This window comes from Stutzerimonas tarimensis, assembly GCF_042648805.1.
Taxonomy (GTDB): Bacteria; Pseudomonadota; Gammaproteobacteria; order Pseudomonadales; family Pseudomonadaceae; genus Azomonas; species Azomonas tarimensis.
In genome coordinates, this window is sequence record NZ_JBHRXZ010000002.1 from 57,008 (window position 1) to 82,581 (window position 25,574).

Genomic DNA, 25,574 nt, shown 5'->3' on the forward strand with positions numbered 1-25,574 from the left:
CGCTCGCGCTACCCTCAACCATGGGAATCTCGCTATGCCCACGCTTTTCGATCCGATCCAGATCGGCGACCTGCAGTTGCCGAATCGCATCATCATGGCCCCCCTCACCCGCTGCCGCGCCGAGCCCGGCCGGGTACCCGGTGAGCTGATGGTCGAATACTATCGTCAGCGCGCCGCGGCCGGCCTGATCATCAGTGAAGCGACCTCCGTCACCCCGATGGGCGTTGGCTACCCCGACACCCCAGGCATCTGGTCAGCCGAGCAGGTGGAAGGCTGGAAAAAGGTGACCCAGGCCGTACACGGGCAAGGCGGCCGCATCGTGTTGCAACTCTGGCACGTCGGACGCATTTCCGATCCGCTCTACCTTGACGGCGCCCAACCGGTGGCCCCGAGCGCCATCGCCCCGGCCGGCCATGTCAGCCTGGTCCGCCCCAAGAAGGACTACGAAACCCCGCGCGCCCTGGAAACCGACGAGATCCCCGCCGTGATCGAGGCGTACCGTCAGGGCGCGGAGAACGCCAAGGCGGCGGGTTTCGACGGCGTCGAGATTCACGGAGCCAACGGTTATCTGCTCGACCAGTTTCTGCAGGACAAGACCAACAGGCGCACCGACGGCTACGGCGGCACCTTGCCGAACCGCGCTCGCCTGCTGCTCGAGGCCACCGATGCGGCAATCGCGGTCTGGGGCCCTGGCCGGGTAGGCATGCACCTGGCACCCCGCGCGGATTCCCATGACATGGGTGATTCGAACCTCAGCGAAACCTTCGCCTATGTGGCACAGGAGCTGGGCAAACGCGGCGTCGCCTTCATCTGCACCCGCGAGCATGAAGGCGAGGACAGCCTCGGCCCGCAACTGAAGGAAATTTTCGGCGGCGTCTATATCGCCAACGAGGGTTTCTCCCAGCAGCAGGCCGAGCGCTGGCTGGCCGAAGGCAAGGCGGATGCGGTTGCTTTCGGCGTGCCCTTCATCGCCAACCCTGATCTTCCCCAGCGATTCCGCCAGAACGCCGAGCTGAACACGCCCCGCCCGGAGCTTTTCTACGCCCCGGGCGCCGAGGGCTATATCGACTACCCTGCCCTTGCCTGAAACGGGGATACAGGCTCGGCATCGAGCCGCGCCTGTATCCCTCCTGCCCTCGACGGGGTCGCTGAAGCAAGCGCTCCAGGATCACGCCCGTCAGCCCTTCAACGCCTCGGCATGGTGACGCAGGTGGTCATCCACGAAGCTGGCGATGAAGTAATAGCTGTGGTCATAGCCCGCCTGCATCCTCAGGGTAAGCGGGTAGTCCACGGCCTGGGCAGACGCCTGTAGCGCCTCGGGCTTCAGCTGACTGGCGAGAAAATCGTCCCGGTCGCCCTGATCCACCAGCGTCGGCAACTGCTCGGCGGCCTGCGCCATCAGGCTACAGGCATCCCACTCGCGCCAGCGCGAGCGGTCTTCTCCGAGGTAGCGGCTGAAGGCTTTCTCGCCCCAGGGGCAATTGAGGGGATTGGTGATGGGAGAGAATGCCGATACCGATCGGTAGCGTCCCGGATTGCGCAAGGCACACACCAGTGCGCCATGCCCGCCCATGGAGTGACCGGAAATGCTGCGCCGGTCGGAGACCGGAAAGTTCGCCTCGACCAGCGCCGGCAGCTCCTCGACCACGTAATCATGCATTCGATAGTGCCGCGACCAGGGCTCCTGGGTCGCGTTGAGATAGAAGCCCGCGCCCTTGCCAAAGTCCCACGCCCCCTCTGGGTCCCCCGGTACCCCGTCGCCCCGCGGGCTGGTATCCGGCGCGACGATCACCAGGCCCAGCTCGGCGGCCAGGCGATGAGCGCCGGCCTTCTGCATGAAGTTTTCATCGGTGCAGGTCAGACCCGACAGCCAGTAGAGTACCGGCAGCTTCGTGCCCTGCTCGGCCTGGGGCGGCAGGTAGACGGCGAAGACCATATCGCAATTGAGCGTGGTGGAGCGATGACGGTAGCGCTTGTGCCAGCCGCCAAAACTCTTCTGGCTTGATACGTTTTCGAGAGTCATGCGAACTCCTTAAAGCTGCAAGCAGTTCTGACGCGGCGCGAGACCGGTCCAGCTTCTACTTGCAGCTTGCCGCTTGAGGTCAATGGCTCAGAAATGGATGACGGTCCGGATGCTCTTGCCTTCATGCATCAGGTCGAAAGCCTCGTTGATCTGGTCCAGTCCCATCGTGTGGGTGATGAAGGTATCCAGCGGGATCTCGCCGGACTGGGACTTCTCGACGTAGCCTGGCAATTCGGTACGGCCCTTGACGCCGCCGAAGGCGCTGCCGCGCCAGACCCGACCGGTCACCAACTGGAACGGGCGGGTGCTGATTTCCTGACCGGCTCCGGCCACGCCGATGATGGTGGATTCGCCCCAGCCCTTGTGAGCGCACTCGAGCGCCGCGCGCATCAGCTTGACGTTGCCTACGCATTCGAAGGAGTGGTCGACGCCGCCATCGGTCATCTCGACGATGACCTCCTGGATCGGCTTCTCGTGGTCGTTCGGGTTGACGAAGTCGGTGGCGCCCAGCTCTTCGGCGATCTTGAACTTGCCGGGATTGATGTCGATGGCGATGATCCGGCTGGCCTTGGCCATCTTGGCACCGATGATGGCCGCCAGGCCGATGCCACCCAGCCCGAAGATCGCCACCGTCGCGCCCTCCTGCACCTTGGCGGTGTTCAGTACCGCGCCGATGCCGGTGGTCACGCCGCACCCGAGCAGGCACACCTTTTCCAGCGGAGCCTCCTCGGGAATCTTCGCCAGGGAGATTTCCGGCAGCACGGTGTATTCGGAAAAGGTCGAAGTCCCCATGTAGTGGTAGATCGGCTGACCCTGGTAGGAGAATCGCGTGGTGCCGTCCGGCATCAGCCCCTTGCCCTGGGTGGCGCGCACCGCCTGGCAGAGGTTCGTCTTGCCGGAGGTGCAGAACTTGCATTCACGGCATTCGGCGGTGTAGAGCGGAATGACATGATCGCCCACGGCCAGGGACGTCACGCCCTCGCCCACCGCCTCGACGATGCCGCCGCCTTCATGGCCGAGAATCGCCGGAAAGATGCCCTCCGGATCTTCACCCGACAGGGTGAAGGCATCGGTATGGCAGACGCCACTGGCGACGATGCGCACCAGCACCTCACCCTTCTTTGGCGGTTCGACATCGACTTCCACGATCTGCAGCGGTTGCTTGGGGCCGAAGGCCACGGCGGCGCGGGACTTGATGGTCATGTGGGGGAGCACTCTTTGATCAGGGTGAAAAACCAGAGTGTAATTCAACCTGTAACAGGGATAATCGGCGTATCTGAAAATGATTAGTGCTGTACAGGGATAATAAAAACCACACCTTCTTGAGGAGCAGCATGAATCGCTGGGAAGGACTCGATGAATTTGTCGCCGTGGCCGAGTGTGGAAATTTCCAGCGCGCCGCCGAGCGCCTCAGGGTGTCCTCGTCCCATGTCAGCCGGCAGATTGTGCGGCTGGAGGAGCGTCTGCAGGCACGATTGCTGTATCGCACCACCCGCCGCGTATCACTTACCGAGGCCGGCCACACCTTTCTCGGGCGCTGCCAGCGACTGATGGAAGAGCGGGACGCCGCGTTTCTCGCCGTGAGCGACCTGCACAGCGCTCCCACGGGGCTGCTGCGCATGACCTCGGCGGTAGCCTATGGCGAGCGCTTCATCGTCCCGCTGGTCAATGAGTTCATGTCCAACTACCCGCATCTGCAGGTCGAGATCGAACTGTCCAACCGCACGCTGGACCTAGTGCATGAAGGCTTCGACCTGGCGATTCGCCTCGGCCGACTGGGCGACTCGAGCCTGGTCGCCACCCGCGTTGCACCCCGCGCCATGTATCTCTGTGCGGCCCCGGCCTATCTCGAGCGCTACGGACGACCGCATACCCTGTCAGAACTGGCGCGCCACAATTGCCTCATCGGCACCAGTGACCACTGGCTGTTTCAGCAGGACGGCCGCGAGCATCCGTTTCGCCCGCGCGGCAACTGGCGCTGCAACAGCGGAGAAGCGGTACTCGATGCGGCACTGCGCGGCTTCGGCCTGTGCCAGCTTCCCGACTTCTATGTGCAGGAACCCATCCGCCGCGGCGACCTGGTCTCGCTGCTGGAGGCGAACCAGCCGCCGAATACCGCCGTCTGGGCGGTATATCCGCAACGACGCCATGCGCTACCGAAGGTCAGTCTGCTGGTCGAGGCCTTGAAGAAAGGGCTGGCTACCCGCCCCGAATACAGGTGAGCAGCGCCCGCCGGTATTACATCCGCACATCCCCAGCGGCAAAGCTCGCCTGAACTCCTGAGCGCGACTTCTCGTCGAAACTGATAACTGCCATTGATGGTTCGAGAAAATCGTTCGCATCGGTGGCAGATTCAGCAGGAGGATAGTATGCAGATCCTGGTCAATAGCAATAACGGTACCGACGCATCCCGGCGTTTCGAGGAGCGCATCAAAGCCAGCGTAGAGAGTGAAATCGAACGCTTCGAAGATCGCTTGACCCGTGTCGAAGTGCACCTGAGCGACGAAAACTCCACCAAGAGCGGCCCGCACGACAAGCGCTGTCAGATGGAGGCACGGATCAAGGGTCATGACCCCGTGTCGGTCACGCATAAGGCCGAATCCTTCGAACTGGCCATCGACGGCGCTGCCGAAAAGCTCAGTCACGCACTGGAGCACGTCTTCGGCAAGCTCGACAGCCGCTGAATCCACATCGAGGGACCGATCGACAAAGAGGTGAACCATGCCCGCTACATTGACTCGTCAAACCCTCAAAGAACTGCTCGCCGTCAAGCAGACACCCTGCCTGTCACTCTTCCAGCCGACCCACCGCAGTTTTCCCGAGCGCGAACAGGACCCGATCCGCTACAAGCATCTGGTTCGCCAGCTTGAGGACGCGCTCAAAGCGCAAGGCTACGGCGACACGACCGAACTGCTCAAGCCCTTCAAGGCGCTGGTAGACAGCGTCGACTTCTGGAACTTCAATCGCGACGGCCTCGCCATCTTTGGCGCACCAGGCTATTTCCAGATCTTCCGCCTGCCACGTCCGGTGCCCGAACTTGCCGTGGCCAACGACCGCATGCATGTCAAACCGCTGCTGCGGATCGCTCAGTCGTCTGACCGATATCAGATCCTCGCCGTCACTCTGGAGGCCATCACACTCTACGAAGGTAACCGCGACGGCATCTCCGAAGTGCAACTGGTCGAAGGCGTACCCAAGACCATTCAGGATGCACTTGGCCATGACCTGACGGAAAAGACCCAGAGCGGATTCCCCCAAGGCTACAGTCGGGCAAGCGAGCGGGGTGATTCCATGCAGCTCGAGGCGGGTGGCGCCGGTCGCCAGGCTGAAGTCGACCGCGACCGGGAGCGCTTCTTCCGCGAGATCGACCGGGCCGTGCTGGAACACTACTCCCGTCCCTCGGGACTGCCACTGATCCTCGCCGGACTGCCCGAGCACCAGGCGGTATTTCGCCGGCTGACCCACAACGAACATCTGCTGCCGACCGGGATCGAAAACGACCCTTCGCTGATGAAGCCCGACCAATTGCGAGAGAAGAGCTGGGCGGTGATGCAGCCGGTCTACCTGAAGCGTCTCTCAGGTTTCATCGACCAGTATGGCGAGTCCCATGGCCAAGGGTTGGCGACCGATCAGATCGAGGAAATCGGCCACTCCATCGTCGAGGGCCGAGTCGCCACGCTGCTGGTGGAAGCCGAGCGCGCCATCCCCGGACAGACCGATCCTAGCCAGGGTAAAGCAATGCCAGCGTCCGAGCAGTCAGCCAATACACCCGATCTGCTCGACGAGCTCACGGTGTGGGCCTTCGAGCATGGCGGCGACGTGGTGGTGGTGCCCAAGGAGCGCATGCCGACCCAGACCGGGGTCGCCGCGCTCTACCGCTATTGAGGCCGAGTGATGCGGCGCGCGTAGCGCCGCATCATGACTGCCATCGCTGAGCCAGCCAGTGCAGATCCTCGGGGCGGGTGATCTTCAGGTTGTCCGCACGCCCCTCCACCAGGCGCGGGTGCCCACCCGCCCACTCGATGGCGGAGGCCTCATCCGTCACCGTGGCTCCCGCCTCCAGCGCACCGGCCAGGGCATCGTGCAGCGTGCCCAGACGAAACATCTGCGGCGTAAGGGCATGCCAGATGACCGAACGATCCACGGTCGCCTCGACCCGGCCGTCCTCCCCCGCACGCTTGAGCGTGTCGCGGGCAGGCACTGCCAGCAGTCCCCCTAGGGGGTCGTCAGCCAGGCTGGCCAGCAAGTGCTGGAGATCGCTGGCGGCAAGGTTCGGCCGCGCCGCATCGTGTACCAACACCCAGTCAAGCGCCTCGGCGCCCTTCGCCCTCAACAGCGCCAGCGCGTTGAGCACGGAATCCGCACGCTCGCGCCCGCCATCGGCGCGCCAGATCCGCGGATCATGGCTGCAGGACAGGCCGGGCCAATAGGGGTCCTCTGCCGCCAGGCTGACCGTCAGGCCCTTGAGACCCGGATGATCGAGAAAAACCTGCAGGGTCTGTTCCATTACCGTCCGCCCGGCCAAAGCCAGGTATTGCTTGGGGCGATCGGCCTGCATGCGGCTGCCCACACCGGCAGCAGGCACCACGACCCAGAAGGTCACGCTCATTCGGCCAGCTGAAAAAGGGTTTCGCCCTCTTTCACCATGCCCAGTTCATGGCGGGCCCGCTCCTCCACCGTCTCCATGCCTTGCTTGAGTTCCATGACTTCAGCTTCGAGGATGCGATTGCGCTCGAGCAGGCGCTCGTTCTCGCCCTGCTGTTCGCCGATCAGCTGCTTGAGTTCGGCCACCTGGGCGAGACTGCCATCGCCTATCCACAAGCGATACTGCAAGCCGGCGAGGATCAACGCGAGGACGAGGAAAAGCCAGTAGTGAGCTTTCATAGCGACAAAGATGCGTCCATAAGAAAGGGCAGCCTCACCCATGGGGTGAGGCTGCCCTTTTTACCACTCGGAGATCAGCCGCGGAACTCGGCACGTCCCTTGTAGGGTGCCTGGGTACCGAGTTGCTCTTCGATACGCAGCAACTGGTTGTACTTGGACACCCGATCGGAGCGGCACAGCGAACCGGTCTTGATCTGGCCCGCGGCAGTACCGACCGCCAGGTCGGCGATGGTGGAGTCTTCGGTCTCACCGGAACGGTGCGAAATCACTGCAGTGTAACCGGCGTCCTTGGCCATGCGGATGGCTTCCAGGGTTTCGGTGAGCGAGCCGATCTGGTTGAACTTGATCAGGATCGAATTGCCGACGCCCTTCTCGATGCCCTCCTTGAGAATCCTGGTGTTGGTGACGAACAGGTCGTCGCCCACCAACTGGACCTTTTCACCGATCTTGTCGGTCAGGCCCTTCCAGCCGTCCCAGTCCGACTCGTCCATGCCGTCCTCGATGGAGATGATCGGATAGCGCTGGGTCAGGCCGGCCAGGTAGTCCGCGAAACCGGCGGCATCGAATACCTTGCCTTCACCGGCCAGGTCGTACTTGCCGTCCTTGTAGAATTCGCTGGAGGCGCAATCGAGCGCCAGGGTGATGTCGCTGCCCAGCTTGTAGCCAGCCTTCTCGACCGCCTCGGCGATGGCGCCCAGAGCATCCTCGTTGGAGGCCAGGTTCGGAGCGAAACCGCCCTCGTCACCTACCGCGGTGCTCAGGCCGCGGCTCTTGAGCACCGCCTTCAGGTGATGGAAGATCTCGGCGCCCATGCGGAGGGCGTCGGCAAAGGTCTTGGCGCCGACTGGCTGGACCATGAATTCCTGGATGTCGACGTTGTTGTCGGCATGCTCGCCGCCGTTGATGATGTTCATCATCGGCACCGGCATGGAGTACTGACCCGGGGTGCCGTTCAGTTCGGCGATATGCGCGTACAGCGGCATGCCCTTGGCCTGGGCAGCGGCCTTGGCGGCGGCCAGGGACACGGCGAGGATGGCGTTGGCACCCAGGGTGGCCTTGTTCTCGGTACCGTCCAGCTCGATCATCGCACGGTCCAGAGCCTCCTGATCCGCCGCGTCCTTGCCCAGCAGCAGGTCACGGATCGGGCCGTTGACGTTGCCGACGGCCTTCAGCACGCCCTTGCCCAGATAACGGCTCTTGTCGCCGTCACGCAGTTCCAGCGCCTCGCGCGAACCGGTGGACGCACCCGACGGCGCGCAAGCGCTGCCGACGATGCCGTTCTCGAGGATCACGTCAGCTTCAACCGTTGGGTTTCCGCGGGAATCGAGGACTTCACGTCCCTTGATATCGACGATCTTTGTCATTGTCTTTCACTCTCCATAGACGGGTCGAGCTGGATTTCAAGCAGTTTCAATAGGCGCAAAGCTTTTGATCAAATCGTCGAGCTGTTTGATCTGGGTGAGGAAAGGCTCCAGCTTGTCCAGGCGCAGCGCGCAGGGGCCGTCGCACTTGGCGCTATCCGGGTCCGGATGCGCTTCCAGGAACAGACCGGCCAGACCCTGGCTCATGCCTGCCTTGGCCAGGTCAGTCACCTGGGCACGCCGCCCACCGGCCGAATCGGCACGGCCGCCCGGCATCTGCAGGGCATGGGTGACGTCGAAAAACACCGGGTAGCCAAAGCGCTTCATCACGCCGAAGCCGAGCATGTCGACCACTAGGTTGTTGTAGCCAAAGGACGAACCGCGCTCGCACAGGACCAGCTGCTCGTTGCCGGCTTCCTCGCACTTGGTGAGGATGTGCTGCATTTCCTGCGGGGCGAGGAACTGGGCCTTCTTGATGTTGATTACCGCGCCGGTGCGGGCCATGGCCACCACCAGATCGGTCTGCCGGGACAGGAAAGCCGGCAGTTGGATGATGTCGCAGACCTCGGCGACCGGAGCCGCCTGGTCAGGCTCGTGGACGTCGGTGATGACCGGTACGCCAAAGGTGTTCTTGATCTCGGCGAAGATCTTCAGCCCCTCCTCCAACCCGGGACCACGGTACGAGTTGATCGAGGAGCGATTGGCCTTGTCGAAACTGGCCTTGAACACATAGGGGATGCCGAGCTTCTCGGTAACCTTGAGATACTCCTCGCACACCTTCATCGCGAGGTCACGCGATTCCAGCACGTTCATACCGCCAAACAGCACGAACGGCCGGTCGTTGGCCATCTCGATGGCTCCGACGCGAATGGTCTTCTGCGCGGTCATGCCCGAGCCGCCTTGTGGGTCAGCGCGGCGTTGACGAAACCACTGAACAGCGGATGACCGTCACGCGGGGTCGAGGTGAATTCGGGGTGGAACTGGCAGGCCACGAACCACGGATGATCCGGCGCCTCGATCACTTCCACCAGCGCACCGTCGCCGGAGCGGCCCGAAATCCTGAGACCGGCCTCCACCAGCTGGGGCAGCAGGTTGTTGTTGACCTCGTAGCGATGACGGTGACGCTCGACGATCACTTCCTTGCCATAGCAGGCGTGCACGTTCGAGCCAGCCTCGAGCTGGCACTCCTGCGCACCCAGTCGCATGGTGCCGCCCAGGTCCGAGGCCTCGGTACGGGTTTCGGTGCTGCCGGAGGCGTCCGACCACTCGGTGATCAGGCCAACGACCGGGTGGCCGCTGTCCTTGTCGAATTCGGTGGAGTTGGCGTCGGTCCAGCCCAGCACGTCGCGGGCGTACTCGATCACCGCCACCTGCATGCCGAGGCAGATGCCCAGGTAGGGAATCTTGTTCTCGCGGGCATGGCGAACCGCCGCAATCTTGCCTTCGACGCCGCGCAGACCAAAACCACCAGGAACCAGAATCGCGTCGACGCCATCCAGCAGGCCCACGCCCTGGTTCTCGATGTCTTCGGAGTCGATGTATCGAAGGTTCACTTTGGTACGGCTCTGGATGCCAGCGTGGCTGATTGCCTCGATCAGAGACTTGTAGGCGTCCAGAAGTTCCATGTACTTGCCGACCATCGCGATGGTGACTTCCTGTTCGGGATGCAGCTTGGCATCCACCACCCGGTCCCACTCGGAAAGATCGGCGCCATCACACTCCAGGCCAAAACGTTCGACGACGAAATCATCCAGTCCCTGAGCGTGCAGCACGCCCGGGATCTTGTAGATGGTGTCGACGTCCTCGAGGCTGATGACCGCACGCTCTTCCACGTTGGTGAACAGCGCGATCTTGCGCCGCGACGACAGGTCGATGGCGTGGTCGGAGCGGCAGACCAGCACGTCCGGCTGCAGACCGATGGAGCGCAGCTCCTTGACCGAATGCTGGGTCGGCTTGGTCTTGGTCTCGCCGGCGGTGGCGATGTAGGGCACCAGGGTCAGGTGCATGAGCATGGCGCGCTTGGCGCCGACCTCGACGCGCAACTGACGGATCGCCTCGAGGAACGGCTGCGACTCGATGTCGCCCACCGTACCGCCGATCTCAACCAGCGCCACATCGGCGTTGCCGCCACCTTTGATGATGCGCCGCTTGATCTCGTCGGTGATGTGCGGGATCACCTGGATGGTCGCGCCCAGGTAGTCGCCGCGGCGCTCCTTGCGCAGCACGTGCTCATAGACACGGCCGGTGGTGAAGTTGTTGTCCTGGGTCATGGTGGTCCGGATGAACCGCTCATAGTGCCCAAGGTCCAGGTCGGTTTCGGCGCCATCATGGGTAACGAACACTTCACCATGCTGGAAGGGGCTCATGGTGCCGGGATCGACGTTGATGTACGGATCCAGTTTGAGCATGGTGACCTTCAGTCCCCGCGCCTCCAGGATGGCCGCCAAGGAAGCCGAGGCAATGCCTTTCCCCAATGAAGAAACAACACCACCCGTGACGAAGATGTAGCGCGTCATGAAAAACCCTAGAAGTTTGCGTTAAGCGGCTGGCGCCGCCAGGGGGAAGCGAAGGTGCCATGAAGCAGAGATGCACCAATGGCGAGCGGCGGCAGTGCTAAGACTGACGCAGCGAAAGCTCTATCGAGACGGGAGCGTAGTCTACCGGAAAGGCATTTTCACCTCAAACCCGGCGGCTTCCAGACCAGCGACAACCCCGCCGGTGCCAACCGGGGCAGGTTTGCCACGGCGAGCAGGCGGCCCTGGCAGTACAGCAACGGCAGCCGGCAGCGCAGGAATACAGGCACCTGTGCCTCGTTCAGCAAACGCTTGAGGTCCCGCTCGCCGCGCTCCGGCACGCGCATCGTCTCGCCACCCTGGCGGTAACGAACCTGCAGCTCGCCAGCGGGCGGCAGGCCTTCAAGACGCAGCGACCCATTGCCAGGAAGCACCAACGCGCGACCAAGATCGGACCAGGGCAGCTCGCCGGTTTCAGGCTCGGCGAGCCATGGCCCGGCGAGAAACCATATCCGCCCTTCCCCCCTCACCAGCTCACCGCCGGCCAGCCGCCAGCGCGGCGCACGGTCCGCCGCGGCATCGCGAAGGGCATCCCAGCCGCGCCAGTGGTCCGTATCCGGCATCGACACCTGATCGGCCAGCCAATGGCGCAAGAGATTGCGCTGGCGGCTCGCCGAGAGGCCGGTTAGCGCGGCCAGGTCGAGGCTCGGCAGGTCCAGCCAGGCGAAGCGGGAACCGCCCGCCACGGAGTCCAGATCCAGCACCGCCAGCTCGTCGAGCAACGCCTGGGCGTCCCGCATGTGCCCAGCGGTGCGCGCCAGATTGGCCTGCGCCTGCGGCCAGCGCTTACGCAACGCCGGCAGCAGGCTCTGGCGAAGGTAGTTGCGATCGAAACGCTGATCGCCATTGCTCGGGTCCTCGACCCAGCTCAGCTGCCGCGCCGTCGCATAGGCCAGCAGACGTTCGCGGCCGACTGCCAGCAGCGGCCTCAGCAGGTGCCCCTGGGCAAAAGGACGCGACGGCGGGATGGCCGCGAGGCCACGAACACCGCTGCCGCGCAGCAGTCGATACAGCAGCGTCTCGGCCTGATCATCGCGGTGCTGAGCCGTGAGCAGCGCCTCGCCCTTGCCGAGGCACCCGCCCAGTGCCGCATAACGCGCCTGTCGCGCCGCATTCTCCAGGCTGGCACCCTGCCCTGGCGCCACCCGACGCACCAGAAACTCGATGCCCAGAGCGTCACAGACGAGACGACAATGATCTGCCCAGGCGTCCGCGGCGGGTTGCAGCCCGTGATGGACATGAATGGCAGATAGCGGCGGCAGCTCAAGCTCGTCCCGCAAGCTCGCCAGGAGATGGAGCAGCACGGTCGAATCGAGGCCGCCGGAAAATGCGATGCGCCAGGCTGGCGCAGAAAGCCACGGCCGCAGCGCGGCCATGGCTTCACAAGCAAGCGGGCAATGGCTCATGACACCCCGGCAAGCCTGGCTAGGCGGCTCGACAGGACCGACCCGGCGTCAGGCGACGCCGTAACTCATCAGCCGCTCGTAGCGCTGGGTCAGCAGGGTTTCGCTGTCCAGGGAAGTCAAAACCTCGAGCTGGCTGCGTAGCTGCTCGCGGAGCGACGCGGCCATCGCGACCGGATCGCGATGCGCGCCGCCCAGCGGCTCGGCAATCACCTGGTCGACGATACCCAGCTCCTTCAGACGCTCGGCGGTAATGCCCATGGCCTCGGCCGCTTCGGGAGCCTTCTCGGCGGTACGCCAGAGGATCGAGGCGCAGCCTTCGGGCGAGATCACCGCATAGGTCGAGTACTGCAGCATGTTGAGGCGATCGCACACGCCAATGGCCAGCGCGCCACCGGAGCCACCCTCACCGACAACGGTAGCGATGATGGGGGTTTTCAGCCGCGACATCACCCGCAGGTTCCAGGCGATCGCTTCGCTCTGGTTACGCTCTTCGGCGTCGATACCCGGATAGGCGCCAGGGGTGTCGATGAAGGTCAGGATCGGCATGCGGAACCGCTCGGCCATTTCCATCAGGCGACAGGCCTTGCGGTAGCCTTCCGGGCGCGGCATGCCGAAGTTGCGCCGGACTTTCTCGCGTACCTCGCGGCCCTTCTGATGACCGATGATCATCACCGGCTTGTCATCCAGCCGCGCAATGCCACCGACGATGGCCGGGTCGTCGGAGAAGTGACGATCACCGTGCAGCTCATCGAACTCTGTGAACAGGTGCGAAATGTAATCCAGCGTATAGGGCCGCTTCGGATGGCGAGCCAGCTTTGCAATCTGCCAGCTGGTCAGGTTGCCAAAGATGCTTTCGGTCAGTGATCTGCTCTTGTCCTGCAGCCTTGCGATTTCATCGCTGATGTTCAGGGCATTGTCGTTGCCCACCAGGCGCAGCTCTTCGATCTTCGCTTGAAGATCGGCGATCGGCTGTTCGAAATCCAGAAAATTCGGGTTCATAGGCTTCCGTCAAAGTCGACGGCCAAGTTAGGCCGGGGCTATCCGCTTTTTCGCGCCATACCATACGGGACAGGCGGTCAGCGGTCGATTGTTCGTTGGTGGATTCGCGAAAGGATCCGGTTTCAGCGGTATTGCAAAAAGACGTTGTCTCGCCCGAACTGGTCACGCAACGCCTGGATCAGATTGTCGGCGGGATCGATCTGCCAGCTGTCGCCGAACTGCAGCACGGCCCTGGCGTCACGCCCGCTGTATTCCAGGGTGATCGGGCAGCGGCCTCGATGGCGCCCGCACACATCGGCCAACCAGCGCAGTCGATCTCCCTTCAGGGCTTCGCTGGCGACCTTTACCCGCAGGCTTTCGGCCAGCGAAGTCCGCGCTTCCTCGAGACTCATCACCCGCTTGGCCCGCAGGCGCAGACCGCCCGAGAAATCATCGTTGCTCACTTCCCCCTCGACCACCACCAGCGCGTCGGTCTGCAGCAGGGCATTGGCCTGGGCGAATGCTTCGGCAAACAGCGAGGCTTCGATCCGGCCGGAGCGGTCGTCCAAGGTGATGAAGCCCATCTTGTCGCCCTTCTTGTTCTTCATGACCCGCAAATTGACGATAAGTCCCGCAATGGTCTGCTCGCCGCGCGCGGGCTTGAGGTCGATGATGCGCTGACGGGCGAAGCGACGAATCTCACCTTCGTACTCGTCGATGGGGTGGCCGGTCAGGTAGAGGCCCAGCGTGTCCTTCTCGCCCTTGAGCCGCTCCTTGAGGGAAAGATCACGCACCTTGCGATGACTGGCGTAGACATCGGCCTCGGGTTCGGCGAAAAGCCCGCCGAACAGGTCCATATGGCCGCTGTCCAGGCTTCTTGCCGTCTGCTCGGCCGCCTGTACCGCTTCCTCCATGGCCGCCAGCAGCACGGCACGGTTACGGTCGATGTTGGCCTGATAGGCCCGCGCCTCGTCGGAGAAATAGGGCCCGAGCCGGTCGAGCGCACCGCCGCGGATCAGGGCTTCGAGGGTGCGCTTGTTGATGCGCTTGAGGTCGACCCGGCTGCAGAAGTCGAACAGATCCTTGAACGGGCCACCTTCGGCGCGGCATTCGACGATGGCTTCCACCGGCCCCTCGCCTACCCCCTTGATCGCGCCCAGTCCGTAGACGATGCGGTTGTCGTCATCGACGGTGAACTTGAACTCGGAGTTGTTCACGTCCGGCGCGACGATGCGCAGCTTCATGCTGCGGCATTCCTCGATCAGCGTGACCACCTTGTCGGTGTTGTGCATGTCCGCCGAGAGCACCGCGGCCATGAACGGCGCCGGGTGATGGGCCTTGAGCCAGGCGGTCTGATAGGAGACCAGGCCATAGGCCGCAGAGTGCGACTTGTTGAAGCCGTAGCCCGCGAATTTCTCCACCAGGTCGAAGATGTTGCCTGCCAGGTCATCGCTGATGTTATTGCTGCGACAGCCTTCGATGAAGCCCCCACGCTGCTTGGCCATCTCTTCGGGTTTTTTCTTGCCCATCGCCCGGCGCAGCATATCGGCTCCGCCAAGGGTGTAGCCGGCCATCACCTGGGCGATCTGCATCACCTGTTCCTGATAGAGGATGATGCCGTAGGTGGGCTTGAGCACAGGCTCCAATCCGGCGTACTGGTAGTCCGGATGGGGATAGGAGATCTCCGCACGGCCATGCTTGCGGTTGATGAAGTCGTCCACCATGCCCGACTGCAGCGGACCGGGACGGAACAGAGCCACCAGTGCGATCAGATCTTCCAGGCAGTCGGGCTTGAGCTTCTTGATCAGCTCCTTCATGCCACGCGATTCGAGCTGGAAGACCGCCGTGGTTTCGGCCTTTTGCAGCAGCGAATAGGTCGGCTTGTCGTCCAGCGGAATGAAATCGATATTCAGCGGCTCGAGGCCTTTCTTGGCCTGCTCGCGATTGATCGTTTCCATCGCCCACTTGATGATGGTCAGCGTCCGCAGGCCGAGGAAGTCGAACTTGACCAGACCCGCCTGCTCCACATCGTCCTTGTCGAACTGGGTCACCAGTCCGCCACCCTCTTCGTCACAGGCAATCGGTGAGAAGTCGGTGAGCTTGGTCGGCGCGATGACCACACCTCCGGCATGCTTGCCGGTGCCACGGGTCACGCCCTCGAGCTTCAAGGCCATGTCCCAGATTTCCCGGGCATCCTCGTCGACCTTGAGGAAGTCGCGCAGCGGCTCCTCCATTTCGTAGGCCTTTTCCAGGGTCATGCCCACTTCGAACGGGATCATCTTCGACAGGCGGTCGGCCAGGCCGTAGGACTTGCCCTGCACCCGTGCCACGTCACGCACCACCGCCTTGGCGGCCATGGTGCCGAAGGTGATGATCTGGCTGACCGCGTTGCGACCGTAGGCCTCGGCCACGTAGTCGATGACCCTATCGCGACCATCCATGCAGAAGTCGACGTCGAAGTCGGGCATGGAAACCCGCTCGGGGTTCAGGAAGCGCTCGAACAGGAGGTCATAGGCCAGCGGGTCGAGGTCGGTGATCTTCAGCACGTAGGCAACCAGGGAGCCAGCACCCGACCCCCGCCCCGGACCTACCGGAACGTCGTTGTTCTTCGCCCACTTGATGAAGTCCATCACGATGAGGAAGTAGCCTGGAAAACCCATCTGGATGATGATGTCCAGCTCGAAGTTCAGACGGTCGACATAGACCTGCCGTCTCGCCTCATAGTCTGGCGTGTCCCTGGGCAACAGTACCGCGAGCCGCTCTTCCAGTCCCTCGAAGGAGACCTGGCGCAGGAATTCGTCGATGGTCATGCCTTCCGGAATCGGGAAGTTGGGCAGGAAATACTTGCCAAGCTGCACTTCGATGTTGCAGCGCTTGGCGATCTCGACGGTGTTTTCCAGTGCCTCCGGCAGGTCGGAAAACAGCTCTGCCATCTCTTGCGGAGTCTTCAGGTACTGCTGATCCGAGTAATTGCGCAGGCGTCGGGGGTCGTCAAGGGTGCGGCCTTCGCCGATGCAGACGCGGGTCTCGTGGGCCTCGAAGTCGTCCTGCTTGAGAAAGCGCACGTCGTTGGTCGCCACCAGCGGTGCACCACTGCGTTCGGCCAGGGCCACCGCCGCGTGAAGATGCTCTTCATCGCCCACTCGGCTGGTGCGCTGCACTTCCAGGTAGAAACGATTCTGGAACACCTCGAGCCATTCACTCAGGAGCGTCTCGGCAAGAGCCGCGTCGCCGGCCATGAGCGCATGGCCGACCTCGCCTTCGCGAGCGCCGGACAGCGCGATCAGACCCTCTGCCCCGGCCTTCACCCAGTCCCGCTCGATGATCACCTGATCGTTGCGCTGACCTTCGGTCCAGCCACGGGAAACCAGCTCGGTAAGGTTGCGATAACCCTTGGCGTTCATCGCCAGCAGCGTGAGACGCGACAGCGGGCCGTCCTCCTCGCGGCTGGCCATCCAGATGTCAGCCCCGCAGATCGGCTTGATCCCGGCGCCCATGGCGGCCTTGTAGAACTTTACAAGCGAGCACATGTTGTTCTGGTCAGTCACCGCCACCGCTGGCATACCAGCGCTCGCCACTGCCTTGATCAGCGGCTTGACCCTGACCAGCCCGTCGACCAGGGAATACTCGGTATGCAGGCGCAGGTGAACGAACGAAGCGGGCATGGACAATCTCGACACAGGACAGCAGGGCGACCGATTGTAACGGAAAGACGGCGAGCCAAGACACCGCCGTCCCCCTGCCCGCCTTCAGCGCCCCCTGCGCTCGCGACCGGCCTGGTCCCAGATACCCGGCGTCAATTTGCCGCGCAGCTCGGGGAACTGCTCAGCCTCGAACACAGGCTGGCGACCGGCGCTGCGCTGCGCCTGGTAGTCAGCCTGCAGACGCTTGACCAGGCGAAACAGCAGCATAATGGCGATGAGGTTGGTAATCGCCATCAGGCCCATCGAAACGTCGGCCAGGTTCCAGATGAATGGCAAGGAAGCCAGCGCACCGAACATGACCATTGCCAGCACCAGCAATCGAAAAATGGCCAGCCCGGCCGGGTGGCTGCGCTCAAGAAACACCAGACAACTCTCGGCGTAGAAGTAATTGGCCACGATCGAGGTGAATGCGAAGAAAAGCACCACCACCGCCAGGAAGTACTGGGCCCAGCCTCCCACCTGACTGGACAGCGCATTCTGTACCAGCTCGATGCCCTCGCCCTCCTGCGGACCGGCCAGCAGGATGATCGAAGCCGACGCGGTACAGATCAACAGGGTATCGATGAACACCCCGGTCATCTGCACGAAGCCCTGGGACACCGGATGCGGCGGATGAGGCGCGGCAGCAGCAGCGGCATTGGGCGACGAACCCATGCCTGCCTCGTTGGAGAACAGCCCTCGGCGAAAGCCATGCATGATCGCCGCGCCGATCCCCCCCGCAGCGGCCTCGTGCAAGCCGAACGCGCTCTGCACGATCAGCGCGATGATGCCCGGCATTTGCGTGATGTTAAGGATGATCAGCACTACCGCCACCAACATGTAGGCCGCGGCCATGAAGGGCACGGCCACCGCCGAGAACCGTGCGATGGTACGGGCGCCGCCAAAGATGATCAGTGCAGTCATGGCTACCACCGCCAGCCCCACCGGCCAGGCAGGCAGGCCGAACGCGTTCTGCATGGCGCCACTGATGGTGTTCGCCTGTACCGAATTGAACACGAAGCCAAAGGCGATGATGAGAAAGATCGAGAACAGCACGCCCATCCAGCGCGCTCCCAGGCCTTTTTCCATGTAATAAGCCGGCCCACCGCGAAACTGGCCCTGGTCGTCGCGCACCTTGAACAACTGGGCCAGGGTCGCCTCGACAAAAGCGGTGGCCATCCCCACCAGCGCGATCATCCACATCCAGAAGATCGCACCGGGGCCGCCGAGGGTGATGGCCACTGCGACTCCTGCGATATTGCCTGTGCCGACCCGCGCCGCCAGGGTGGTACATAACGCCTGGAAGGGGGTGATTCCAGAGGCGTCGACCGGTCCGCCACCCTTGATCACCGAGAAGGCATGGCCAAAGTGGCGGAACTGGATGAACCCCAGGCGCAGGGTGAAATACAGACCGCAACCCACCAATAGCCAGATGAGGATCATTCCCCAGATCAGGTTGTTCAGCAGGTCGACAATCTGATTGGCGAGCTCGGCCATTTAGAGATCTCCAGGCGGTTCGAATGCGCGTGCCGCTTCGATGCCCTGGGTGGACCTCAGGTACCAGCAAGTGTTTCGCCGCGTTTCCGTGAAGAACTACATCAACGGCGCTGCGATGCCCACCTCTTCGATCAGTGGCTCGAGTAGCATCCTCACGGGGGCGAACGAGCGACGGTGAATGGGCGTGGGGCCGAGCCGCTGCAGCGCTTCGAGGTGTACCGCCGTCGCGTAGCCCTTGTGCGAAGCGAACCCGTAGCCTGGATAGTGCAGATCCATCTGGCCCATCTCGCGGTCCCGACTCACCTTGGCCAGGATCGATGCCGCGGCAATTGCCGGCACCTGCGCATCGCCCTGGATCACCGGCGCGCTGGGCACTGCCAGCGCCGGGCAACGGTTGCCATCGATCAGCGCCAACCGCGGGGTGACGCCGAGCCCCTCGACTGCCCGTTGCATCGCCAGCATGGTGGCGTGCAGGATGTTGAGCCGATCGATCTCCTCGACGTCCGCGCGGGCGATCGACCAGGCCAGCGCCTTGCTGCAAATCTCGTCGAACAGCGCCTCGCGACGTGCCTGGCTGAGCTTTTTCGAATCGTTAAGGCCACAAATCGGCCGGGCCGGATCAAGGATCACCGCCGCGGTGACCACGGGTCCGCACAGCGGGCCACGGCCAACTTCGTCTACCCCGGCGACCAACTCCTCGACCAGCGCGAAGTCGAGCCCCGTCTGCATCAGGCCACTCCCGCCAGCGTCAGCACTGCATCGGCTGCCTGCGCCGAGGCGTCGCAACGCAGCGTGCGATGGATACTGTCGAAACCTTCGGTCTGCACGTCGCCATGCTCGAGCAGGGGCGACAGCGACTCGGCCAGGGCGTCGGCCGTCGCCGCCTCCTGGATGAGTTCCGGCACCAACAGCCGTTCGGCCAGCAGATTGGGCAGGGACACGTACGGGCTTTTGACCATGCGCCGAAGGATGCGATAGGTCAGCGGAGCCACCCGATAGGCCACCACCATGGGCCGCTTGAACAGCAGCGCCTCCAGGGTGGCGGTACCCGAGGCGATCAGTACCGCATTGCAGGCTGCCAGCGCTTCATGGGAGCGGCCGTCGAGTAAGGTCAGCGGCAGGTCGCGTCGAGCCAGCATTGCCTCGATCTGCTGACGTCGTTGCGGGGTGGCACAGGGCAGGACGAAGTGCGCGCCAGGCCGCATGAAGCGCAGCCGTTCCGCCGCGTCGAGAAACAGCTCACCCAGCTTGGCTATCTCGGCACCACGGCTGCCTGGCATCAGCGCGACGATGAATTCCCGGTCAGGCAGGTCCAGCATCCGGCGCGCGGCGGCACGATCGGCCTCCAGCGGAATGGCGTCGGCCAGCGGGTGGCCGACGAAGCGAACCGGCACCTGATGCTCGTCATAAAAGCGCGCCTCGAAGGGAAACAGCGTCAACATCAGGTCGCAGGCTTCACGGATCTTGAACACCCGTTTCTGCCGCCAGGCCCAGACCGAAGGGCTGACGTAGTGAACCGTACGGATGCCACCCTGGCGCAACTTGAGTTCGAGATCGAGATTGAAATCCGGCGCGTCTATGCCGATGAAGACATCGGGGCGCGCCTGCAGCAAGTCCTTGAGCAGCCGCTTGCGCCGCTGCAGCAACTCGGGCAAACGCCCCAGGACCTCGACCAGGCCCATGACCGCCAGGCGCTCCTGCGGGAAGTAGGAGACCATGCCCTCCGCTTCCATTCGAGGGCCACCCACGCCGATGAAGTGCACCTGGGGATGACGTGCCTTGAGCGCCCGCATCAGCCCAGCACCCAGGATATCTCCGGAGGCTTCGCCAGCGACCAGGGCGATGCACAGGCGACGCCCGGACTCAGCGGGTGATGCCACGGGTGGACGCCTGGATCGAATCTCTGAAAATCGCCACCTCGGTGAACGCCGACGCATCCTCTGCCATCTCGGCAAGCGCATCCTGCACCGTCAAACCCTTGCGATACACCACTCGATAGGCTCGACGCAGTGCCTGCATGGCCTCTTCGCTGACCCCCCGACGGCGCATGCCTTCGAAGTTCATGCTGCGCGCCTCGGCTGGATTGCCGAACACCGTGACGAAGGCTGGCACGTCCTTGCCGATCGCCGTGCCCATGCCGGAAAAACTGTGCGGGCCAATGTGGCAGTACTGGTGGACCAGGGTGTAGCCCGAGAGGATCGCCCAGTCCCCAACATGAACATGACCGGCGAGCGCGGTGTTGTTGACGAGGATGCAGTGGTTGCCGATCACGCTGTCATGGCCGATGTGCGCATAGGCCATGATCAGGTTGTGGTCGCCGATGGTGGTTTCATGGCGATCCTGCACCGTGCCGCGATGGATGGTGACCCCTTCGCGGATGACATTGTGGTCGCCGATGACCAGCCGGGTCGCCTCGCCCTTGTACTTCAGGTCCGGCGTGTCCTCGCCCACCGAGGAAAACTGGTAGATGCGGTTGTGTCGCCCGATACGGGTCGGGCCCTTGAGGATCACATGAGGCCCGACCACCGTGCCCTCGCCGATCTCGACATCCGCACCGATGATCGACCACGGGCCCACTTCCACGTCCGGGGCGAGGCGCGCCCCCGGATCGATGATGGCTCGAGAGTCGATCAAACTCATAGCTTGTGTTCCGCGCAGATGATTTCGGCGGAGCACACCGGCTTGTCACCGACCCGGGCCTGGCAATCGAACTTCCAGATGCCTCGCTTCACGCTGAGGAAGGTGGCTTCCAGGATCAGTTGGTCGCCCGGGGTGACGGGCTGGCGAAACCGCAGCTTGTCGGATCCGACGAAATAATAGAGCGTGCCGTCAGCAGGGCGGACATTGAGCATCTTGAAGCCCAGGATGCCTGCGGCCTGGGCCATGGCTTCGATGATCAGGACGCCCGGCATGATGGGGTGCTGGGGGAAATGCCCGTTGAAGAACGGTTCGTTGATGGTCACGTTCTTGTAGGCGCTGATGCGCTTGGTTTCCGCTTCCAGCTCGAGCTCCACCACGCGATCCACCAGCAGGAAGGGATAACGGTGTGGCAGGTACTCGCGAATTTCGTTGATGTCCATCATTTCAGGGAATGGCCTGTGAAGAGGTGGGTACCGAGCAGACCGACGATCCAGCGCCGGGATGTCGCTGGCTCAGTCGGCAGGTTCAGGCATCAGAAGCGGTATCGTCGCCGGAAGTCACGGCAGCGAGCCCTTTTTCAACTTGTTGCAGGCGGCGGAACATGTCGTCGAGGTGCCTCATCCGCGCGGCGCTCTTTCTCCACTCGGCGGCCGGCTGCATGGCGGTCCCCGAGGAATATACGCCAGGCTCGGTAATCGAGCGGGTGACCATGGTCATGCCGGTGACGAACACGTTGTCGCAGACCTCGATGTGCCCCACCATCCCGACCCCACCGGCGATCATGCAGTGACGGCCGATCTTGGTACTCCCGGAAATGCCGGCACACCCGGCCATCGCAGTATGCTCGCCGATCTGCACGTTGTGCGCGATCATGATCTGGTTATCGAGTTTCACCCCGTCGCCGATCAGGGTATCGGACAGCGCACCGCGATCGACCGTGGTATTGGCACCAATCTCGACGTCGTCGCCAATTCGCACACCACCAAGCTGGGCGACCTTTTTCCAGCGGCCCTGATCATTGGCGAAACCAAATCCCTCACCGCCGATGACGGCGCCGGACTGGATCACCACACGCTTGCCGATGATCACGTCGTGGTAAAGCGTCACGCGCGGTGCCAGGCGACCGCCCTCACCCAACTGCGAGCGGGCACCGATAAAGCTCTGGGCGCCAATCACCACGTCAGGTCCGATCACCACCCCCTGCTCGATCACCACACAGGGTCCGATCGAGGCGCTGGGGTCGACCTGCGCATCCTCAGCGATCACCGCGGTCGGATGCACGCCGGCAGCGGCAACGGGACGACTCTCGAAGAGTTCGGAAATCGCGGCGAAGGCGACATAGGGATCCGGCACCACCAGGGCCGCACCAGCGAATAGCGCCTGATCCTCCTCCTTGAGCAGGACGGCGGCGGCACGGCAATCGGCGAGGTACTTGCGGTACTGGTTGTTGGCCAGAAAACTCAACTGCCCGGGCCCGGCTTCCTGCAGCGTAGCCAGCCCCGTGACAGGGGTTTGCGGATCGCCCTTGAGCGTCGCGCCTATCCGAGACGCCAGCTCTTCCAGGGTATACACAGCCATCTTCGTCATATCAACGCAGCTGGTTCATGCGCTCGATGACCTGGCGGGTGATGTCAAACTGCGGCTTGACATCCACGACCGCGCCACGCTCGAGGACAAGATCGAAGTTGCCACGCTTGATGACTTCCTCGACCGCCTGGTCCAGCTTCGGCTTGAGCTGCTTGAGCATTTCCCGGTCGGACATGGCCTTGGCTTCGTTCAGCTCCTTGGACTGGAACTGGAAATCCCGGACCTTTTGCTTGAACTCGAGCTCGAGCCGTTCCTGCTCAGCCTGCTGCATCTTGTCGCCGTCCTTGGCCACGCGATCCTGGATACGCTTGGCGTCGTCCTCGAGCCGCTTGAGCTTGTCGAGCTGAGGGCCGAATTTCTTTTCCGCATCGACGGCATAACGCTTGGCGGCGTCGGACTCCAACAGCGCCATCTGGTAATTGAGCACCGCGATCTTCATTTCGGCATACGCTGGAGCCGCCATGAAAGCCAGGGCCAGGAAAGCTACTTGGGTCAACTTGCGCACGGTAAAACTACTCCAGGTTAAAGCCCGCAGCCCACGGCTCCAGGTCATCAGAAGGTCTGCCCCAGCGAGAACTGGAAGACTTGCGTGTCGGCATTATCAGGCTTCATCACCGGCATCGCCAGGCTGAAGCTCAAGGGGCCGAGCGCGGTGATCCAGGTCAGCCCCACGCCGACCGAGCTGGCCATTTCACTGAAGTCGATGCTGGTGCAGGACGGCGAAGTGGACGGGCAGTCAGTGTCGAAGGCATTACCGATGTCCCAGAACAGCGACGTCCGCAGCGAACGCTGATCCTGCACGAATGGCATCGGGAACAATACCTCCATACCGCCGGTGACCAGCAGATTGCCGCCGAACGGCAGCGGGCGCTGATCGGGGTCGGCGACGGTCCCGGGGTTGCTTCCGTCGCTGGGCGTGCTGCGCGGTCCCAGGGTGCTGTCGCGGAATCCGCGGACAGAATTGAAGCCACCGGCGTAATAGTGCTCGTAGAACGGCAGGTCCGAGGTGGAACCATAGGAGTCCCCATAACCCAGGCGGGTATGCACCCGCAGAGTGTAGTCACGACTCATGGGGAAGAATATCTGGCCGCTGTAGTCGAGCTTGTAGAACGAGAGGTCGCTACCGGGGATGGTGGTTTCCAGCACCAGGCTCTGGGAGTTGCCCCGAGTCGCCAGCACGCCGCGGTTCAGGGTCGATTTCGACCAGCCTACCGAGGCCTTGAAATTGAGGTATTCGTCGCCCTCGTCTTCAAGGAAGTTGAAGATCTCATCCACGGTGTAGCGGCCGGTATCGATGCTGTCCTGCTGCACCGACAGCCCGAAGTTGAGCCGCGATTCCTCGCTGATCGGATAGCCGATGTTGATACCGCCACCAAGGCTGTCCACCGCATAGCTGGCGATGTCGTAGCTCAGATCGTCATAGTCGGTGCTGCGATAGAAAGCGTTGTAGCCCAGGCTGACACCATCTTCGGTCCAGTAGGGATCGACGAAACTGAAGTTGTACCGGGTCTGGTATTCGCTGCGGTTCAGGCCGATGCTGACGCGGTTGCCGGTACCGAGAAAGTTGTTCTGGCTGATGGCGCCGCCAAGGATCAGGCCCGCGTTCTGAGCAAAACCGATGCTCGCGGTGATCGAGCCCGACGGCTGTTCCTCGACGCTGTAGTTCACGTCGATCTGGTCGACAGTGCCCGGTACCTGCGGGGTCTCGACGTTTACCTCGCGGAAGAAGCCCAGGCGCTCCAGGCGCGTCTTGGACTGATCGATCAGGTACGTGGATGCCCAACCGCCCTCCATCTGACGCATTTCACGACGCAACACTTCGTCTTCGGTCTTGGTGTTGCCGCGGAAATTGATGCGGTTGACGTAGGCACGGTTGCCCGGCTCCACCACAAAGGTCAGGGTGACGCTGTTGTCGTCATCGTGCGGCTCGGGCACACCGGTCACGTTGGCGAAGGTATAGCCCTCGTTGCCCAGGCGGCGGGTGATCAGCTCGGACGTGGTGGTCATGACCTGGCGAGAGAACACCTGCCCCGGCTGGGCGACCAACAATGCCTCGACTTCCTCGCGCGGAATCTTGAGATCGCCGCTCAGGCGCACGTCGCGCAGCGTATAGCGCTCGCCTTCGGCGATATTGACGGTAATGTAGACGTCGCGCTTGTCAGGCGTGATCGAGACCTGGGTCGAGGTGATATCCATATTGATATAACCGCGGTCCAGGTAATGCGAGCGCAATCGCTCCAGGTCACCGGCCAGCCGCTCGCGGGCATACTTGTCATCGTTGCGAAAGAACGACAGCCAATTGGTGGTGCGCAACTGGAACAGCCGGCTCAGTTCCTCATCGGAGAACTCGGTATTGCCCACGACATTGATGTGCTTGATCGCGGCGACCGAACCTTCGTTGATATTGATGCGCAGCGCCACTCGATTGCGCGGCTGGGCCACTACCTCGGTCTCGATATTGGCCGAGTAGCGTCCCTGCCCCACGTACTGGCGAAGCAGCTCGTTGCGCACCCCTTCCAGAGTGGCCTGCTGGAAGATCTCACCCTCGGCCAGTCCAGACTGCTGGAGCCCCCGCAGCAGATCTTCGCTCTTGATGACCTTGTTGCCTTCGATGGTGATTTCGGAAATCGACGGTCGCTCGACAACGCTGATGACGAGGACGTCATTTTCGCGACCGAGCTGGATATCCTGGAAGAAGCCTGTCCTGAACAGGGCACGGGTCGCATCGACCAGCCGCCCATCGTCCACCGCATCACCCACATTGAGCGGAAGCGCGCCAAACACGCTGCCGGCGGAGACCCGCTGCAGCCCGTTGACTCGAATATCTGTGATGGTGAAGGACTCGGCGTGAACTTCGGCAATCATCAATGCGGATATCACCGCAGGTAGCAGCAGACGTTTCATGAAGTCCTTTCTTGTGAACAATAAGACTAACGGGGCGA

Annotated in this window: 21 protein-coding genes and 1 pseudogene; 4 read left to right on the forward strand and 18 right to left on the reverse strand. The window is 62.9% G+C overall.

Annotated features, from left to right (window positions below):
- Positions 1-34: 34 nt before the first annotated feature.
- Positions 35-1,087: an alkene reductase gene (locus ACFOMF_RS01175; RefSeq protein ID WP_386360404.1), complete on the forward strand. Its 1,053-nt coding sequence runs from the start codon at positions 35-37 to the stop codon at positions 1,085-1,087.
- Between the two features lie 90 nt (positions 1,088-1,177).
- On the opposite strand, the gene fghA is transcribed toward ACFOMF_RS01175, so the two are convergent.
- Together fghA and ACFOMF_RS01185 are read right to left on the reverse strand one after the other, a co-directional pair.
- Entirely contained in the window at positions 1,178-2,023 is an 846-nt protein-coding gene (gene fghA, locus ACFOMF_RS01180) for an S-formylglutathione hydrolase (protein ID WP_386360406.1), read from the reverse strand.
- Positions 2,024-2,110: 87 nt separating this feature from the next.
- Positions 2,111-3,226, reverse strand: a complete 1,116-nt coding sequence (locus ACFOMF_RS01185; protein WP_386360408.1) for an S-(hydroxymethyl)glutathione dehydrogenase/class III alcohol dehydrogenase — start codon at positions 3,224-3,226, stop codon at positions 2,111-2,113.
- Positions 3,227-3,357: 131 nt separating this feature from the next.
- Here ACFOMF_RS01185 and ACFOMF_RS01190 point away from each other — a divergent pair, with 131 nt between their 5' ends.
- The 3 genes and pseudogenes from ACFOMF_RS01190 to ACFOMF_RS01200 all read left to right on the forward strand — a co-directional run bounded on the left by ACFOMF_RS01190 (position 3,358) and on the right by ACFOMF_RS01200 (position 5,908).
- Positions 3,358-4,245, forward strand: a complete 888-nt coding sequence (locus tag ACFOMF_RS01190) for a LysR family transcriptional regulator (RefSeq protein WP_386360409.1) — start codon at positions 3,358-3,360, stop codon at positions 4,243-4,245.
- A gap of 147 nt (positions 4,246-4,392) precedes the next feature.
- Positions 4,393-4,695: pseudogene (locus tag ACFOMF_RS01195) on the forward strand (HPF/RaiA family ribosome-associated protein); the annotation flags it as partial.
- 49 nt (positions 4,696-4,744) lie between these two features.
- Entirely contained in the window at positions 4,745-5,908 is a 1,164-nt protein-coding gene (locus ACFOMF_RS01200; RefSeq protein WP_386360411.1) for a baeRF3 domain-containing protein, read from the forward strand.
- Positions 5,909-5,939: 31 nt separating this feature from the next.
- On the opposite strand, the gene ispD is transcribed toward ACFOMF_RS01200, so the two are convergent.
- From ispD to bamA, 16 genes are all read right to left on the reverse strand, one after another.
- A complete protein-coding gene (gene ispD / locus ACFOMF_RS01205; RefSeq protein WP_386360413.1) occupies positions 5,940-6,632 on the reverse strand; it encodes a 2-C-methyl-D-erythritol 4-phosphate cytidylyltransferase in 693 nt (230 codons plus the stop codon).
- The gene (locus ACFOMF_RS01210) at positions 6,629-6,907 is read right to left on the reverse strand and encodes a septum formation initiator family protein (RefSeq protein WP_386360415.1); all 279 of its coding nucleotides are present in this window, start codon (positions 6,905-6,907) and stop codon (positions 6,629-6,631) included. Before ACFOMF_RS01210 ends, ispD begins: the two co-directional genes overlap by 4 nt.
- Before the next feature lie 74 nt (positions 6,908-6,981).
- On the reverse strand, positions 6,982-8,271 hold the full coding sequence (gene eno / locus ACFOMF_RS01215) for a phosphopyruvate hydratase (RefSeq protein ID WP_386360417.1): 1,290 nt from the start codon (positions 8,269-8,271) through the stop codon (positions 6,982-6,984).
- A 36-nt stretch (positions 8,272-8,307) separates the two neighbouring features.
- Positions 8,308-9,156, reverse strand: coding sequence for a 3-deoxy-8-phosphooctulonate synthase (kdsA, locus tag ACFOMF_RS01220; RefSeq protein WP_386360419.1), 849 nt, complete (start codon positions 9,154-9,156; stop codon positions 8,308-8,310).
- The gene (locus ACFOMF_RS01225; RefSeq protein WP_386360421.1) at positions 9,153-10,784 is read right to left on the reverse strand and encodes a CTP synthase; all 1,632 of its coding nucleotides are present in this window, start codon (positions 10,782-10,784) and stop codon (positions 9,153-9,155) included. The genes kdsA and ACFOMF_RS01225 overlap by 4 nt, the downstream gene beginning before the upstream one ends.
- A gap of 158 nt (positions 10,785-10,942) precedes the next feature.
- Positions 10,943-12,247 carry a tRNA lysidine(34) synthetase TilS gene (gene tilS / locus ACFOMF_RS01230; RefSeq protein ID WP_386360423.1) on the reverse strand — a complete coding sequence of 435 codons (1,305 nt, stop codon included), beginning with the start codon at positions 12,245-12,247 and terminating at the stop codon, positions 10,943-10,945.
- A 48-nt stretch (positions 12,248-12,295) separates the two neighbouring features.
- Complete coding sequence (locus tag ACFOMF_RS01235; protein ID WP_386360425.1) at positions 12,296-13,246, reverse strand: acetyl-CoA carboxylase carboxyltransferase subunit alpha; 951 nt, start codon at positions 13,244-13,246, stop codon at positions 12,296-12,298.
- A gap of 122 nt (positions 13,247-13,368) precedes the next feature.
- Positions 13,369-16,890 carry a DNA polymerase III subunit alpha gene (gene dnaE, locus ACFOMF_RS01240; protein WP_386360427.1) on the reverse strand — a complete coding sequence of 1,174 codons (3,522 nt, stop codon included), beginning with the start codon at positions 16,888-16,890 and terminating at the stop codon, positions 13,369-13,371.
- Positions 16,891-16,974: 84 nt separating this feature from the next.
- A complete protein-coding gene (locus ACFOMF_RS01245) occupies positions 16,975-18,405 on the reverse strand; it encodes an alanine/glycine:cation symporter family protein (protein ID WP_386360429.1) in 1,431 nt (476 codons plus the stop codon).
- A 96-nt stretch (positions 18,406-18,501) separates the two neighbouring features.
- The gene (gene rnhB, locus ACFOMF_RS01250; RefSeq protein ID WP_386360431.1) at positions 18,502-19,134 is read right to left on the reverse strand and encodes a ribonuclease HII; all 633 of its coding nucleotides are present in this window, start codon (positions 19,132-19,134) and stop codon (positions 18,502-18,504) included.
- Positions 19,134-20,285: a lipid-A-disaccharide synthase gene (gene lpxB / locus ACFOMF_RS01255; RefSeq protein ID WP_386360433.1), complete on the reverse strand. Its 1,152-nt coding sequence runs from the start codon at positions 20,283-20,285 to the stop codon at positions 19,134-19,136. Before lpxB ends, rnhB begins: the two co-directional genes overlap by 1 nt.
- Complete coding sequence (gene lpxA, locus ACFOMF_RS01260) at positions 20,269-21,045, reverse strand: acyl-ACP--UDP-N-acetylglucosamine O-acyltransferase (protein ID WP_386360434.1); 777 nt, start codon at positions 21,043-21,045, stop codon at positions 20,269-20,271. Before lpxA ends, lpxB begins: the two co-directional genes overlap by 17 nt.
- Positions 21,042-21,488 (reverse strand): 3-hydroxyacyl-ACP dehydratase FabZ, encoded by a 447-nt coding sequence (gene fabZ / locus ACFOMF_RS01265; protein ID WP_386360435.1) that lies wholly within the window; start codon positions 21,486-21,488, stop codon positions 21,042-21,044. Before fabZ ends, lpxA begins: the two co-directional genes overlap by 4 nt.
- A gap of 82 nt (positions 21,489-21,570) precedes the next feature.
- A complete protein-coding gene (lpxD, locus tag ACFOMF_RS01270; protein WP_386360437.1) occupies positions 21,571-22,632 on the reverse strand; it encodes a UDP-3-O-(3-hydroxymyristoyl)glucosamine N-acyltransferase in 1,062 nt (353 codons plus the stop codon).
- Between the two features lies 1 nt (position 22,633).
- Positions 22,634-23,137: an OmpH family outer membrane protein gene (locus ACFOMF_RS01275; RefSeq protein ID WP_386360439.1), complete on the reverse strand. Its 504-nt coding sequence runs from the start codon at positions 23,135-23,137 to the stop codon at positions 22,634-22,636.
- A gap of 47 nt (positions 23,138-23,184) precedes the next feature.
- Positions 23,185-25,536: an outer membrane protein assembly factor BamA gene (gene bamA, locus ACFOMF_RS01280; RefSeq protein WP_386360441.1), complete on the reverse strand. Its 2,352-nt coding sequence runs from the start codon at positions 25,534-25,536 to the stop codon at positions 23,185-23,187.
- Between the last annotated feature and the right edge of the window lie 38 nt (positions 25,537-25,574).